We start from the raw sequence: 15,006 nt of genomic DNA, 5'->3' as shown, positions 1-15,006 counted from the left end.
CTCCCTTTTCATTTAATTTAAAATCATCTTTAGAACTTTGGATCGTAATCGCCACTAAAATGAAATAGGTAATCATTATCGATACGGATATAGCCAAGTATGCAATGCCACCTATCCCTGTAGAAAACGCTGGAGTAATTCTGATTATCTCTGTTCCCCTCTGCAACTAATATTTCTTTGTCGGTGCATGCTAGAACAATACCTATATGATCGTGTGAGTCATTGGTTAGCAATTTTTCATAGATCACAATATCGCCGCGTTGAGGAGTAAATCCATTCTGCCCATCAAAACAAAGAAATCCGGTTTCAGGTAACTGTGCCCACTCTAACCAAGCCCCTACACCAGCCAGTCGGTACGTACCAGTCGGGTATCGAATCGGCATTTGAAGTCCGGCTAGCATACAACAGTGATACACGAACGCAGCGCACCAATTGCTCTGTAATACTTTATAGATACCTTGATCAGGCCAATATTTACAAATTTCTCGATATCGTTCATCTCCCGGTATTCCAATAATGCTCTCATTCCCGAGTGCTTCCGCAATATCTGCCAACTTGCTACGTCTGTCCGGATTCTGGAGAATCCCTCTTTTGTCACTGTCATCCATCTCGTCCGGTAGATCTTCTGGAATCGACAACTCACGAAACACATTCCGGAGTCTACTGACATCCTGCGTCGAGAAGATATGGTTCCTATTCTGAAAGTACAACTGCAGCACATAAGCATCCTTGACGATTTCTTCATATGGACCCTGGACCCTACTTCTGTCCCCTTGATGGAAGATTGCCTTTAGGATTGTAGTCAGCTCTTCTTTAGTAAAAATGTTCATTTCTCTTAATAAAGGTCTTACGGTATCGGCACTGTTGGGACCAGGAAATTCATTGATTCCGGTTTTATAGAAATAATAATCGTGAAGTAATCCTATAATTGCTGCCAATTCCTGATTTTGTCCTCTTTTCTTTGCAAGCATTGAGGCAAATGTAGACACCCCGTACAGATGAACACACGCTTCCTGTCTTTGAAGTACGCTATCCATTGTAATGGTCGTTTCTTGAACAAGTACACGAACACTCTCAAGTCGCTTATTTGATTTTGTTCCCATTCGTTCACTCACTGTAAATTTTCGCCTCCTCACTTCTACAATCTTTATTAATAGTAGCTTTGCAGCAAGCAAAGTCTGTTATCAGATGTCAGCGCTTTCTATGAGTTTTTACTATTTTCTTGGAAAATCACAATAACCTTACAAATCGGTTTCTTAAACAAACGCACTTTAATATTAATTACTTCATTCAATTTCTGTTTTGATACATGTTTTCAAGTGTGTTAATATATATTTATTAAAGACCAAGTGCTACGAACACTTGGTCAGTACAATTGGCTTGGATGGTATATTCCCTTCTAAGTCTTAACGGAATAAAATCCCACCTTCGGCAGTCAACCATTGGGTGGGATTTTACTTTTTCTTGTTGTTATTGTTAATGTAAGTTAAAAGTGCAAGGATGAACATTCCAAATAGGAACATAATCGTTATTGCATCTTTTACTTCCATGGCTTCACCTCCCTTCGAAGGGAAACCATGCCCACCCAAGATTCAATTGTTATCTATATTTTACCTGTATTTCCAACAGCGCACAAGTGTTCTCATAGATTTATAGTTTTCTATGATCCTATATCTCTTTCATATAACTTATACGTATTCACGACGTTCCACCGACTTTAGGTGACGTCAGGAGCTGGCCGCGATGTAGTTAGTCGGTGCAGACGTGTCCGGCTGATTTACTTACAGTTGCTGAGCTGCTTCAGTTGAACAGTGGCTCCGTGTCATGGAGGATACTTTCCAGCCATTGTCGAGCTTCTTTCACGCCTGGATCTCCGCTACATTGGCACATCCCGGATTACAATAAATAAAACACTTCAAAAGTGGAAGCATCTACGACCCTTTGCTTTCTCCAATCGCAGCCCCATTCATATTACAGATATTGATAAGCTTAGAGAAATCATAAATAGTTCAGAACTTACACAGATCCTTTAACTTCCTGCTTCCCGTTAAACAAATGCAGCCTGCCTCTTCATAGAGGTCAGGCTGCATTTGTTTTCATGTATTTTTAGCTTACAGATCTGTGCGGAGACTCCATAATTCAGGGAAATAACGTTGCGCAACTACGTGTTTTAAATATTCAACACCGGCTGAGCCTCCAGTCCCCGGCTTAAATCCGATAATCCGTTCAACCGTCACCATGTGATTGAAGCGCCATTGTTGTTGACGGCTGTCGATGTCAACCAACTTTTCCGCAAGTTCATATAGATCCCAATAGCGTTCAACGTCTTGATACACCGTCAACCATGCGGCTTTGACACTGGCATTTTCCTTGTATTCCTGTGACCAATCCCGCTTCAAATACTGCTTATCGACCTCTAAGCCTCTCAAAGAAAGAGCCATGATCGCAGCATCGTAGAGGCTGGGTTCGTGAAGTGATTGACTCAATTGTTGATGGAGCTCCGGCTGATGCTCATAAACAGTCAGTAACTTGGTTTGCTTGCCCCCCAGCATGAATTCGATAAGTCGATTTTGGAACGACTGAAACCCGGATGATCGGCCTAGGCTGTTCCGGAATTCCATGTATTCAGCCGGAGTCAATGTCGACAAAACGTCCCAGGATTGGATTAATTGCTGCTGGATTCTAGAGACGCGAGCTAGCATTTTGAAGGCCGGCTCCAAATTATTTTGCTGAATGAGAAGACGAGCTGCTTCCAATTCGTGCAAAATCAACTTCATCCAAAGTTCGCTGGCTTGATGGATGATGATAAACAGCATTTCATCGTGATGCCCAGATAGCCGTTGCTGACTGGATAACACTTTATCGAGTTGAAGATAGTCTCCATAGGACATCTCTTTTGAAAAGTCGCAATGAATGGCAGACTCTGTTGCTTTTGACTGTGATTGTTCGTGTTTCTCTGAATTGGACATGTTATTCACTCCTATTATGGATGGTGTATGACTTATCCTATTTCAATTGGCGAAGAACCGCCCTAACAGGACTTCCGTCTGCCTCAACAAGCGGAAGGGGAAGCGCTATCAATTCAAAATCACCAGGCTCAATGTGCTCCAGAAAGATCCCTTCCAAAATATGAATGTCATGTGCATGCAAGGCATGATGGGCAGACAACTCTTTGCTATCGAGTGGATCAACTGAGGGTACATCCACACCGATGAGCCGAATTCCCTTTTCCGCTAGATAAGGTCCTAGATCTGCTCGCAGATAAGCGATCTCCGTGGGAAAATCCTCCTGATTTGACCAAGAATTTGTACGAAGCAGTAATCGAGCCACACCATCTAAATCATACTCCTTCAAATCCTTTGCACCGATACTCGATTTACCCGAGACGTCAATAACTCGCGCAAGTCCGATGTACAGCTCTAGATCTAGTTCCATGACCTTCTGGCCTTCATTTTCAAAATGGAACGGAGCATCCATATGCGTACCCGTATGGATACTCATCGTCAGTTTCCCTACATTTACCGATCCGGTTTGTTCTTTTGTCCAACTGACCTCGTAAGAGAAGGGCGTATCTCCAGGCCAAGTCGGAACTCCTGTTTTCAATGGTCGAGAGATGTCGAAAATTGTCATAATCATATCCTTTCAACAAATGGTTTGTCCACTGCTGATCGCTGGTTAAGCGACTACGTCGCGTGTATTCTCGAATTGCTCGTACTGCTTTTCAACCATAATTGTTTTCAATCGCTGCACAGTATCCCACACTTCATAATAAGTCGTATAGAGTGCAACGGGAGCAAGACGAATGATGTTTGGAGCTCTGAAATCGGGTATAATCCTATTTTCCTTTAGTGATTTGCAAATCCGGGCTGCTTCCTCATGCTCTAAACAGATATGTCCCCCTCTACGTAGATCATCTTTTGGATTCCCGATTGTAAAGCCCATTCCGACCAATTCTTGTTCAATTAAATCCATCATATATGCTGTGATATGCAAGGACTTTTTTCGCAGCTTTTCTATACTAGCCTCTGCGAATATTTCCAAAGATCCAATTAATGGAGCCATACTTAAGATATGCGGTGTGCCAATTTGAAAAGCGCCAGCCGTCTCCGCCGGAACAAAATTGTGCTCCATGTCAAATTGCTGGTCTTTCCGTGAACCAAACCATCCTGCCAAGCCTGGTGAGCGACCGAAGTGTTTACGATTTACGTATAAGCTGCCTACACCGCCCGGCCCGCTGTTCAGATACTTGTAGTTGCACCAATATGCAAAATCAACATTCCATTTGCTCAGGTGATGAGGAATTGCTCCTACAGAATGACAGCCGTCAAAGCCAATGAGGATTCCTCGTGCATGAGCTTCGGCCGTTAAACGCTCTATATCGAGCAATTGTCCACTTCGATAGAGTACTGTCGGCAAGATGATCAGTGCTACTTCATCCGTCATGGCCGCAACGATATCATCTTCTTCAATTGTACGCCTATCACGACTTTTTACTTGAATCAAATGTTGAGACGGGTCGTATCCATGCAATTGCAATTGACTTTGTAGGGCATAAATATCTGATGGAAAATTCAATTCATCCGCCATAATCTTAGTTCTGACACCCTCAGGCTTATAAAAAGTCGCCACAAGCTGATGTAAATTCGTTGTTGTAGAACCAGTCAAAATGATCTCATCTTCTGATCCGCCAACTAACGGGGCACTTAAGGCTGCCAATTTTTCCGAAAGATAAAACCAAGGATGTTCGCCTCGTAACCAGCCATCTATTCCTTGCGTTTTCCAAGCATCAACTACTTCCAACAATGTTCGTTCAGCACGTCTGGATAACAGTCCTAATGAGTTGCCATCAAGATAGGTTGATTCCGAATTCATATAAAATTCATCTCGAAAACGTGCCAGCTCATCTTCTTTGTCAAGCTGCCGGGCATATTCTTTGGAGTAATGATAGGGTTCTCTGGACATAAAGCCCTCCTTGTGGAATATTGAACTAGATAGAATCGTGGAAATCTTACTTAAAATAGTTGATGTCATTAATATAATGCTTATGTACCTCTCCTACTCATAAAACCTATTTTCTTTTAAAGAAATAAAAGTATGCTTTATCACTGAATGGCTTCACTAAACCACGCTCCTCAAGTAAGCCCCGCAGCGGGAAAACGGTGTAAGGCGGAGTTTACTCTTCTTCGAATCTACTTAATAACCATGGTTTCCCATCCATCGTAATCACCATTACATTCTCCTGCTAAATCAACAAGGCTATCCGTAACTTCATTAATTGAATGGAAGTCGACATAATCATGACGATATATCTGAGAATAAATTCTATCGTCATTAGAAGGATTTGAATTGATATTGAAACCCAAAAGTTTAACCTTAGCTTCAAAGTTATTTTTATCTTCAGTAGATTGAAAATAGATCCAGTGATCTACCCTTCTCGATTTTTCTAATTTATCCCCTGACTCTCGTAACCGATCAACAACATTTCTATTCCCCATATGTTGTATTTGATATTTGTTGGGGTAAAGGAAATCAAAATAAAAATCCCAAGGATTTTTTTCTTTAATATTAAGAGCCTCAATCTCATAACCGTGTTCAAGGAAATACTTTTCTGCTACTTTATCTAGCTCGTACTGTTTAGAAAAATAATAAAATACATCTCGTAAACCATAAGTAGTTATCCTGCCAACATTAAACCCAAAATCTATAATTTCATTATTGATTTTGTCTTCTAGGTCGTTGATTAAATCAGCCTCTTCATTAATAGGAGTGCCTCTTTCTCCCGGGTTCTTGATTGGTATTCTTAAAACCTTTAGATGCGGATACTCAGATTTCTCAATCTCCTTCCAGTTATCCATATCCAACACAACTGATGAAAACTAATCTTCAATCTCACAAAAATAGATGTCCCAATGATCAGACATATAGATCTTATACCTCCTTAGGAAATTTCGCCTAACGTTCTTGTATCTACGAACCCTCACTGCCTTAAAGGAGCGTAGCAACTGGCCGCGATGCGGTTAGGTGGTGCGGATGTGTCCGATGATTCTACTTCATTGCTGCTGAAATACCTCTCCGATTTCACTTCTAACTTCTCTCGGACCGAGGGGCGTACGCCCCGTCGCATGAATACGTTGTTGGTATATTAAGCTCATCCCAGTTCATCGGGGATGAGCTTTTCTTTTATACTTAAAAGATTAACATCTGGGTTAAGAACGAATGTGGTGTTGGGACTTAGATCTCGTCACATAAAGTGTTTCAGCCCTAGCAATGTTCATACCCCGATTTAGCAGGCCTAAGCTTAGAGCCCGTATCACCGTGCCAACCTGTGGAGAGCATTTGTTTTGGGTCCTAGTGTCATCCAAGGAGGTCATATGAATCAACCTGTTTTAAGTATCGATATTGCGAAAGGAAAAAGCGTTGCCGCTGCATTCACTTCCTATGGCGTACAAGTGAAAAAGCCCTTCTCTTTCTCCCATTCACCTGATCGTGTTTCGTCATTGCTTTCAGTTCTTGCTCAGCTTGAAGAAGCTACAACGCTGCGACCAACTGTCGTTATGGAGGCTACTGGTAATTATTCGAAGCCTATTGCTTCTTTCTTTTACTCGCACGGGTATCCCGTTTTCATGTTAAACCCCTTAACGACTCATGAGCTCAAAAAGCGCTCTACTCGTAAGGTGAAGATCGATCCTATTGATCCGATTCGAATTGCTAATGCGTTCTATTTAGGGGAAGGTACGCCACTCATGCCAGTGGATGAAAAGGTCACTGAACTGCGGTTCCTCTGCCGTCAACATTCTCAGTGGAAGGCTCTTCTTGGTGAAGTACAACTGCAATTCCATTCCATTCTCGATTTAGCCTTTCCGGGCTATGACAAGGCTTTTCAAAACATTTTCAACCCTTCATCCATTCAACTTCTCACTAAATTCCCTTCCCCCTCAGCTTTACTGACTGCGGACAAAGAGGACATATTAACCATTCTTATGCTGAATCGAAGAGGTCGTACTTGGAATGAAGAAAAATACGCGCAGCTGCTGGGAATTGCGCGGAGTAGCCTTCCTGATCCGTGTGGATCTCAGGCACATATATTTGCAATACAGAATTTCATAGGGTTATTCAAGGCTTACCAGGAAGGAATTACAGCACTCGAAAAACAAATGGAATCCTTAGTTCAAGATTCTTCTACCTACCACCTATTACGATCGATCCCTAGGGTGGCCGATTACTGCGGCAATGATTCACGCTGAAATTGGGGACATAAAAAGGTTCTCTTCCGTGAAACAGTTGACCACTTTTGCCGGGCTGGATTCATCTGTTTACGAGTCAGGAACCTTTAAGTCGAACCAGAATCGCATTTCAAAACGTGGCTCTGCTTATCTCCGAACAGCGCTATACCAAGCAACAGTTAGTGGCATTTCAAAACAAGTCCATGGCCCTCGAAATCCGATTCTATGGCGATATTACCAGCAAAAGCGTCTTGAAGGCAAACCTTCTAGAGTTGCAATTTTAGCTGCTTCCAACAAACTTTTGCGCATGATTTACGGAATTCTAAGTAGAGGCGTACCTTTTCAGACCAAATAACAAAACTTTGTTAGGCATATTTTACCATTAGTTTACTATTAGGAGTAGGAGAGTTCTGATATCTTAAACTTACTAAACCTTGACTTTGATTAGCTGGTTTGGATGAGGTGACCGACTTCTTGAATAATCTAGACACTCAGTAAATAAAACAAAAAAGAGCTTTCGCTCTTAATACCCAATTTTCTTCATTTTTTTATCTGGAATATTGTTTATTGATTCTTCAATTGCCGCTTTTTGTTTTGACAAGTTTAGTTTAATAGACTTAGATTTCCACACTTTGTATAACTCCACTAAATTACCATAGTAATTAGTGTTTCCATCTCTTCTCGCAAATGAAATATATTCAGAGTACCATTCTTCAATAAATTCACAATATGAACCATGTAAAGGATAAAAACATATTTCTTCATCAGCTAGTCCATTCAGAATAGCTGCTGAGAAACTTTCAAGTTGATTTATAATATCATCAATACCAAGTTCTAACATTGTTAATAGTTTTTTTAACTTATCTACATTTTTCAAATCAGATTGTGAAATAATAAAATCTTTTTCTATTTCTCCTTTAAATTCAGAAAGTCCTTTTTCCCTGGCGTTCTTTCTATATTGAGAAGAATTTGGAAGAAATTCTTTTGCGAACCAATTCATATATTCTATACTTTTTTCAATTGACATTCTTTTATTTCGAATTTGCATATCTTCTTTCAAAAGAATTGTTTGCTGCTTCAATGCTTTAAGTTGATACAATCCTATAACAACTGTTCCTGCAACAATAATTCCGCTAAAATAATATAAAGCTTCAAGATATGGGCTTATTGCATTAATAAATGAACTCATAATATCCTCCATAAATTATTGTGATTCTATTATTCTACATATATTTAGCAAATTCCTCTTTCGGTCATTTCATCTAACGTTCTGTGTGTTCCTGAACCCGAGAGGCTTAAAGGAGCGCAGTGACTGGGTGGCTTCGCCATTTAGCCTCGCAGGGTTGTCTGCCTGACTTATCTTCCGCAAATTGCCTCGGGCAAACCAAGGAGCGTATGCGACGCAGTAGGGAAACGGTGTTAGCTGATGCTTCCGCTTCTTCGAATATTCTTCCAATACGTTCTTCATCTTCTATTCGCCTTATACTGATCTTGACCTTTATACGGTTTATATCGATCTTAATCTTCTACTCGCCCTATACCGTTCTTGACTTTTATACGATTTGTATCGATCTTGATCTTCTATTTGCTTTATACCACTCTTGACCTTTATAGGTTTGTATCGATCTTAATCTTCAATTCACTTTATACCGATCTTGATCTCGGAAGTTTCAGCTATCGTTTCTGCATTCACGACGTCCTACCAACTAAAGGCGACGAAGTCGCCGGGCGCGATGCGCTTAGTCGGTTTGGATGTGTCCGCTGAATCTACTTCTCTGCCGATCGCTTCTCGCGGACCGAGGAGCCGCCAGGCTCCGATGCGTGAATATAATGTTAGGTGGAGTTCATAGAAATACCCTCAATTTGATTTATCTTTGGTATTCCCGTAAGATACTTTTACAGTTTCGACTCTAAAATTATGAAAATCAGTTCTTAATCTCTTGAATTCTTCAAAAAAGACTTTTACATCTGATAATTGATAATCTTCCAAAGCTTTGCCTTCTTTATAAAATTCTATATCCTGTTTCAAATCCGTTAATTTCACGTAGTATTCGTGTTCTTGAACCGATTTAGAAGCATGGTTGTATAAACCTTCAATTGCAGTAACTCCGGTAAGAATCGCTGACAAAATAAATCCAACAGTATTTCCCCAAACTATATCTTTGATTCCTAGTGTGATTGTTGTAATAATTCCTAATGAAACGATGAATATTTTCCACATTCTAGCTTTCCGGCGTGTTTTCACAAATTTAGGACTGATATTTTTAATTTTTTCATTTAAATCTTTTTCAAGCTTTTTAATTTTTTCTACTGCTTCCATGTTAATACCTCCAACATATTACTTCGAATTTCACCTAACGTTTTTGTATCTACGAACCCTCATTGCCTTAAGGGAGCGTCAGCGACCGGCCGCAATGCGGTCAGGCAGTGCAGGGTTGTCTGCTGAATCCACTTCTTCGAAATGCCTCTGGCAGACCAAGGAGCGGAGCGACGCAGTGTAGATATTGTGTTATGCGAAGGATCATGAATTACCCTCAAATATCTTATTAATCCGTTTTTGAATATCCCAAATATAAAAGATTCGATAACCTCTATTTTCTTTCATAAATGTCTTAAAAGTTAATAGAACTTCTTTAGTCTTTGGCCATTTCCCTGTTTCAATTGTTATAATGAGTTGAATCAAAAAGATAATAGAACTTGCCATCAGTGCCATTATTAGAATGTGAAATGGAATAAGGCATCTAACATCAACTAATTCAAAAATAAAAATAACAATATAAATGAAGATAAGAAATAGGCTAATTGAAAATAATACGTATCTACTTTGAGGAATTAATTCATCGGTTATCCTTCTATAAATTTGTGATCCTAATGTGTACATATAAACTAACAACAAGCTACATTCGAGTAGGACTGAAATACTTCCACTAATGAATAAGTCAGCTCCTACAAGCTGGCCTAAAAGAATGGGAGTTATTAATATTCCAAAAAATAAAATAGTAATATGCACTGGTTTCATTTTCATTAAAAACATCTTAGAAATAACCCCCTCATGTGATCTTGCTTCGTTAAACTTACATCGATCTTTCGCATAACGTTCTTATATCTACGAACCCGAGAGTCTTAAAGGAGCGACTGCGACTGGGTCCGCAGGACTTAGCCTCTCAGGGTTGTGAGCTGAATCCACTTCTCTGCCTACCTTATCTTGCGAACCAAGGGTGCAGCCTGCAGCGTAGATATGGTGTTATCGGATGTTAATGTCATCTTTGAGAAGCTTGCTAACTATTCCTGATATATAAATTTACTTCTCTGGCTATTTCATTAAATATTTTAAAGTTATCTGAATTACTATATATTGGCCAAGATAAATCAAAGTTTCCTATTACTACAGTTTTTACTTCCATTAAATAAATATTATAAAAGCACTCTTCCCTTGCGATATAAGGTATTAGATTTAATAGTTCCTTACTATCTTCAACTTTGTAAACTTCCTTTTCAAATCTCTTTAGCTCACTAAAAATTGGTTGTTTCAATATATATACTAATCCAGTCATCAATTGTAAACATCGCTGAAAATACTGTACATATTGTGGCTCATGTCTATCATTATGATCCCTCCCTAATAACAAGGCTGCCTCCTCAATTGATAAGCATCTAGGGTATACATCTAAAATTCCTATATGTTTAAAGAATGAATTAGGATTTTCAATTTCTTCAACTTCTAGTTCACTAAAGATTTCAATTAGTTTCGATAGCTCTTCTTCTGTTGCTCTTTTCAAATTTCTTCTCCTGTTTTATTAATTTCGGTAATTTACGATAACAATATATTCACGAACTTCGCTATTCTCACAACCTAAGCTGTATTCGCGAACCTCCATCACCCTTATACATTTTACCACATAACCCCTGTCATGGTGCATAGTGACAATCATGTGTTTGCAAATCGAAGATTTCAATTCTCTTAGACTTCCACCCTATGCCCACGATACCATTCCGCCTGCGCTCGAAACATCCTAGCATATTCTCCATCCCTGCCTATTAAGATTTCATGCGTCCCCTCTTCAACAATGCGCCCATCCTTAAGCACGACGATTCGATCCGCATAACGCGCCCAGCCGAGTCGATGGGAGACGAGAAGCACCGTTTTACCTTGCGCCATTTCTCGAAAAGAATGATAGAGATCCATCTCATGTTGCGGATCTATCGCGGCAGTCGGCTCGTCGAGCACCAGAAGTGGAGTATCCCGTACTGCCGCTCTTGCAAGTGCAAGGCACTGCCATTGTCCGCCACTTAGATCATGACCACCGGATGCAAGCAAACCTACTTGAGCGTCAATGCCACCCGACATGTTGGCCAGATCCGCAGCACCGCTCATTTGTAAGGCACGATGTACTTCATCTTCATCGGCATCCTTCACGCTTCCAAAGGCCACATTATCACGCACTGTCGTCTCATACCGAACAAAATCCTGGAAGACCGCAGACATCGAGCAGCGTAACCATTTTGCGTCCAACATCTTATAATCCATTCCATCCCATAGCATCTTTCCACGCGTCGGTTGATAGAGACCTAGCAAGAGTCGAACCAATGTAGATTTACCTGCACCATTCTCACCGACTAAGGCCACAATCTCACCTGGATGCAAAGTCAGATGAATATCACTCAGCACAGGTTTTTTGGTATTCGGGTATGAATAAGTCACATGATCGAAGCTAATTCTCGCCTGCTCGCTAGGTACCCCTATCGCGGCCCTTACTCTTCCCCTATTCTCCTTCTCAGACTCACGCTTAAATCCCGCTTCCTCTTGCAAAAATGTAACTAAATCATAGATTTTAGATCCTTGATTTATGATCTTGCTAACAGGGAACGCCATTCGTCCCGAGATTCCATAAGCTTGGCGTAGTGCCAAGAATACAACAACAAAGCTCCCGGCAGTAAACACACCCGTTTTCATCTGCATCACCATCCAGATCAATACTCCGATGAGCCCCACAATCTGTACGGAGGATACGAAGATCCCATGTTTAATTTCTCTACGGCGTGCATTCATCCGCGTGGCTAGTGACGCTCCCATCAATCCATACCATTTGCCGATCAAATAATCGATTGAACCAAAGATACGCAATTCCTTCACGGTCTCTGGCCGAGACAGAACATCATTTAAGTAATCAGACTGCCTGCCGGAGAACGTCAATTCTCGATTCACGCGTCGCACGACAATGTCTGACTCCAGACGGACCGCGAAAGACAAAGCGAAGAGGATGACGAATACAATTCCTATTCCAGGATCAGCGAGCCATCCCACAATCATCAACCCGATGAATTCGAACCCCAATCGTAATAGAAAAATAAGCTGTTGGAGCACACCGAACAAATCTGTTCCAGCAACTCCCTTTGCTCGTTGGAGTCTATTATAGTAATCCGCCTGCTCCAGTTGCTCCAAGGAAACACGTGAAGCACGCTCATACACTTCCGCTTGCACATGCATCGTGGCACTGTCTTGGAATTTAACATCGACGATATTTTGAATTGCAGTGAGTGCTACACGTAATAACGATATTCCTGTGAAAATAGCCAGCGGCGGCCATGCGAGCAGCCACACATCCATCCATGACCGCTCTACGTCGCCATGTATGAATACATCAATCAATGCCCGTTGTGCGGCGTATCCCGGTACAATCAGAACACCGAGTAGGATCGGAATACTTAGCCAGCCCGTTGCTAAAATAGGCATTCGACGCCAAACTCGACTCATCAATTGAAAGATGTTGCTGACAATATTGGTTCGAGCATTATCCTTCATAACCCAAATCCCCTCACTTTCATCTAGACATACCAAGATGCTTGCACATCGAACATCCGGCGATATTCACCATTCAACAACATCAATTCATCATGAGTTCCCTGTTCGACAATGCGACCCTCCTGCATGACGAGGATCATATCCGCCAATTTGGCTGCGCCAAGCCTATGTGTAATTAACAGCGCGGATCGACCTTCGGTTAACTGGATGAACTGCTCGAATGCAGCCCTCTCCGCTTGCGGATCCAACGCAGCAGTTGGTTCGTCGAATACAATGAAGGAAGCATCCCGTAGGATTGCACGTGCTGTAGCAATCTTCTGCCATTCGCCACCCGATGGATCAATTCCGCCAAAAGGTACACCGAGCTGCATGTCTAAATTAGTAAACTTACTTCCCGCTGTCTCCAAAGAATCAATCAACATCCCATCATGCATCATCACTCCGACTTTGCCAAGGCCGACGTTCTCCCTAACGGTCAAATGAAGACGCGTAAAATCTTGAAACACGGCGGATATCGAAGCACTCCCAGTCACATGTTCTTTCGACCCTTCCCTGGTATTAAGCCATGTTATTTCCCCCGCTTTTGGAGGATAAAGGCCAAGAATCAACTTTACTAAGGTAGATTTTCCTGAACCATTCTCGCCAACCAAGGCAACACGACGCCCAGACGGCACTGTAAAGCTAATCCCTTGGATCGAATCAACCTCCGAATCGGGATATCGGAACCAAAGTTCCTGAACCTGTAATTGCAGGTTACACGCTCCATTTTCCACATAATTATTATTTTCGCGTATACACGAATCTTCCTTGAGATCAAGATAAGCCCGGAAATCCTGCCATTTCATCGCATGCCGCTTCATCGTAGTGATTTGATTAATCAGTTCCGGCAATTGGGATAGCACCGTCGTCAACGCGAGATACAGGAGTGCGAAGTCACCAGATGTCATTGGCTTCGACCCAGGTAACAGAATGACCAAAGCCATAAGAAGACTAGCAATCACTGCCAATAGCAGCTCCGGTAAGAACTTGTGGATTTCTGAAGCTCGAACAACCCCTATTCTATCCTTCGATTGCTTCTGATATAGCGCGTTCCACCTATTCATGAATAAGGTCCCTAATCCGAACATTCTTACTTCTTTAGCACTGCTTCGCTCTGTCATAAGGTCAGCATAATATCGTATCATCCTCCGGTGAGAGGCTTGCTCCCGCTGTAGGTGCTCAAGACTTGCTGCAGATTTACCCGATACATAAGATAATAGGAAGGCAACTCCGACCACAGTAACGACGGGAATCCATTGCCCGAATTGGAGAATAAGAAGCATGAGAAGGGATAATTGCAACGACAATTGGAGGATCTGAAGACCTGTATGATATATCTCATAAATAGAAACCTGTACTGCGCGTTCTCGTAAATCTTTCACAGTCGCAGATTCGATGGATAATAGCGGGAGCTTCGACGTCTTCTCCACAATCATTCGTTGTTCTTCTAACGTGCCCACCTCATTCAAGCGTGTCATGGCGAGTGGGACGGGTACCCCAAGTACGATATTATTCACGAACATAAGGACCCCAATCCACACCGCTGTCATAAGAATGGAACCCATCGAATCTCTTGCTGTCCATGCTCCAATTTGATCTATAAAATATTGAACTAGCATAAGTTCGAGCGGCATGATCGGAATCGATAAGAGCATCGTAACCGCTAAGACAAGAACAGGACGCCGCTCTTTTCGGTACAGAATCAAGAAGGCATTGCCAAAACTATCGAACATCACATGATTCATCCATTTCAACAACCTAACATGACTAATATGTAATCACCGCCACTTCGTATGTTTTCAGCCGCATAGTATAAAATATAGAAAAATTCGCTAAAAGTATAGACTTATAATAAATCCCAGTTTATACTAATATTATAGGGAACCGGGATAGGCAGGCTCTATTTGAACCCACCCAAAAATGCAAACCAGACACCGCACG

The 15,006-nt window shown here is 41.5% G+C and carries 14 protein-coding genes; 2 read left to right on the top strand and 12 right to left on the bottom strand.

Going from position 1 to position 15,006, the window contains the following annotated elements:
- Positions 1-29 precede the first annotated feature (29 nt).
- From C558_RS0119760 to C558_RS0119735, 6 genes are all read right to left on the bottom strand, one after another.
- The gene (locus C558_RS0119760) at positions 30-1,115 is read right to left on the bottom strand and encodes a CHAP domain-containing protein (protein WP_018758026.1); all 1,086 of its coding nucleotides are present in this window, start codon (positions 1,113-1,115) and stop codon (positions 30-32) included.
- A 339-nt stretch (positions 1,116-1,454) separates the two neighbouring features.
- Positions 1,455-1,550 carry a competence inhibitor ComI gene (gene comI / locus C558_RS34765; RefSeq protein WP_018758025.1) on the bottom strand — a complete coding sequence of 32 codons (96 nt, stop codon included), beginning with the start codon at positions 1,548-1,550 and terminating at the stop codon, positions 1,455-1,457.
- Between the two features lie 561 nt (positions 1,551-2,111).
- The gene (gene kynA, locus C558_RS0119750; RefSeq protein WP_018758024.1) at positions 2,112-2,969 is read right to left on the bottom strand and encodes a tryptophan 2,3-dioxygenase; all 858 of its coding nucleotides are present in this window, start codon (positions 2,967-2,969) and stop codon (positions 2,112-2,114) included.
- Positions 2,970-3,006: 37 nt separating this feature from the next.
- On the bottom strand, positions 3,007-3,630 hold the full coding sequence (gene kynB, locus C558_RS0119745; protein ID WP_018758023.1) for an arylformamidase: 624 nt from the start codon (positions 3,628-3,630) through the stop codon (positions 3,007-3,009).
- Between the two features lie 45 nt (positions 3,631-3,675).
- Positions 3,676-4,962: a kynureninase gene (gene kynU, locus C558_RS0119740; protein ID WP_018758022.1), complete on the bottom strand. Its 1,287-nt coding sequence runs from the start codon at positions 4,960-4,962 to the stop codon at positions 3,676-3,678.
- 227 nt (positions 4,963-5,189) lie between these two features.
- Positions 5,190-5,864: a DUF695 domain-containing protein gene (locus tag C558_RS0119735; protein ID WP_342662349.1), complete on the bottom strand. Its 675-nt coding sequence runs from the start codon at positions 5,862-5,864 to the stop codon at positions 5,190-5,192.
- Between the two features lie 507 nt (positions 5,865-6,371).
- On the opposite strand from C558_RS0119735, the gene C558_RS31460 reads away from it, so the two are divergent.
- On the top strand, positions 6,372-7,244 hold the full coding sequence (locus tag C558_RS31460; protein ID WP_245583841.1) for an IS110 family transposase: 873 nt from the start codon (positions 6,372-6,374) through the stop codon (positions 7,242-7,244).
- Positions 7,245-7,272: 28 nt separating this feature from the next.
- Positions 7,273-7,578 (top strand): transposase, encoded by a 306-nt coding sequence (locus C558_RS34760; protein WP_245583840.1) that lies wholly within the window; start codon positions 7,273-7,275, stop codon positions 7,576-7,578.
- Between the two features lie 168 nt (positions 7,579-7,746).
- On the opposite strand, the gene C558_RS0119725 is transcribed toward C558_RS34760, so the two are convergent.
- The 6 genes from C558_RS0119725 to C558_RS0119695 all read right to left on the bottom strand — a co-directional run bounded on the left by C558_RS0119725 (position 7,747) and on the right by C558_RS0119695 (position 14,810).
- On the bottom strand, positions 7,747-8,412 hold the full coding sequence (locus C558_RS0119725) for a DUF4760 domain-containing protein (RefSeq protein ID WP_018758020.1): 666 nt from the start codon (positions 8,410-8,412) through the stop codon (positions 7,747-7,749).
- Between the two features lie 669 nt (positions 8,413-9,081).
- Positions 9,082-9,543, bottom strand: a complete 462-nt coding sequence (locus tag C558_RS0119715; protein ID WP_018758018.1) for an SLATT domain-containing protein — start codon at positions 9,541-9,543, stop codon at positions 9,082-9,084.
- A 201-nt stretch (positions 9,544-9,744) separates the two neighbouring features.
- Positions 9,745-10,257 carry a hypothetical protein gene (locus C558_RS0119710; RefSeq protein ID WP_018758017.1) on the bottom strand — a complete coding sequence of 171 codons (513 nt, stop codon included), beginning with the start codon at positions 10,255-10,257 and terminating at the stop codon, positions 9,745-9,747.
- A gap of 244 nt (positions 10,258-10,501) precedes the next feature.
- Positions 10,502-11,002 (bottom strand): hypothetical protein, encoded by a 501-nt coding sequence (locus C558_RS0119705; RefSeq protein WP_018758016.1) that lies wholly within the window; start codon positions 11,000-11,002, stop codon positions 10,502-10,504.
- A 182-nt stretch (positions 11,003-11,184) separates the two neighbouring features.
- On the bottom strand, positions 11,185-13,026 hold the full coding sequence (locus C558_RS0119700; RefSeq protein WP_018758015.1) for an ABC transporter ATP-binding protein: 1,842 nt from the start codon (positions 13,024-13,026) through the stop codon (positions 11,185-11,187).
- A 23-nt stretch (positions 13,027-13,049) separates the two neighbouring features.
- Complete coding sequence (locus C558_RS0119695) at positions 13,050-14,810, bottom strand: ABC transporter ATP-binding protein (protein WP_018758014.1); 1,761 nt, start codon at positions 14,808-14,810, stop codon at positions 13,050-13,052.
- Positions 14,811-15,006 lie beyond the last annotated feature (196 nt).

Origin of the sequence: Paenibacillus terrigena DSM 21567, from assembly GCF_000374845.1 — a bacterium.
In the GTDB taxonomy this organism is placed as follows: domain Bacteria; phylum Bacillota; class Bacilli; order Paenibacillales; family Paenibacillaceae; genus Paenibacillus_K; species Paenibacillus_K terrigena.
Note: the sequence above shows the minus strand (reverse complement) of the source record. Positions and strands in the feature narration are given on the sequence as shown.

Bases quoted from the DNA above. Each gene is read 5' to 3' on its own strand.
- comI (WP_018758025.1), bottom strand. From the start codon at position 1,550: ATGGAAGTAAAAGATGCAATAACGATTATGTTCCTATTTGGAATGTTC.
- kynA (WP_018758024.1), bottom strand. From the start codon at position 2,969: ATGTCCAATTCAGAGAAACACGAACAATCACAGTCAAAAGCAACAGAG.
- kynB (WP_018758023.1), bottom strand. From the start codon at position 3,630: ATGACAATTTTCGACATCTCTCGACCATTGAAAACAGGAGTTCCGACT.
- kynU (WP_018758022.1), bottom strand. From the start codon at position 4,962: ATGTCCAGAGAACCCTATCATTACTCCAAAGAATATGCCCGGCAGCTT.
- C558_RS31460 (WP_245583841.1), top strand. From the start codon at position 6,372: ATGAATCAACCTGTTTTAAGTATCGATATTGCGAAAGGAAAAAGCGTT.
- C558_RS0119725 (WP_018758020.1), bottom strand. From the start codon at position 8,412: ATGAGTTCATTTATTAATGCAATAAGCCCATATCTTGAAGCTTTATAT.
- C558_RS0119715 (WP_018758018.1), bottom strand. From the start codon at position 9,543: ATGGAAGCAGTAGAAAAAATTAAAAAGCTTGAAAAAGATTTAAATGAA.
- C558_RS0119710 (WP_018758017.1), bottom strand. From the start codon at position 10,257: ATGTTTTTAATGAAAATGAAACCAGTGCATATTACTATTTTATTTTTT.
- C558_RS0119700 (WP_018758015.1), bottom strand. From the start codon at position 13,026: ATGAAGGATAATGCTCGAACCAATATTGTCAGCAACATCTTTCAATTG.
- C558_RS0119695 (WP_018758014.1), bottom strand. From the start codon at position 14,810: ATGAATCATGTGATGTTCGATAGTTTTGGCAATGCCTTCTTGATTCTG.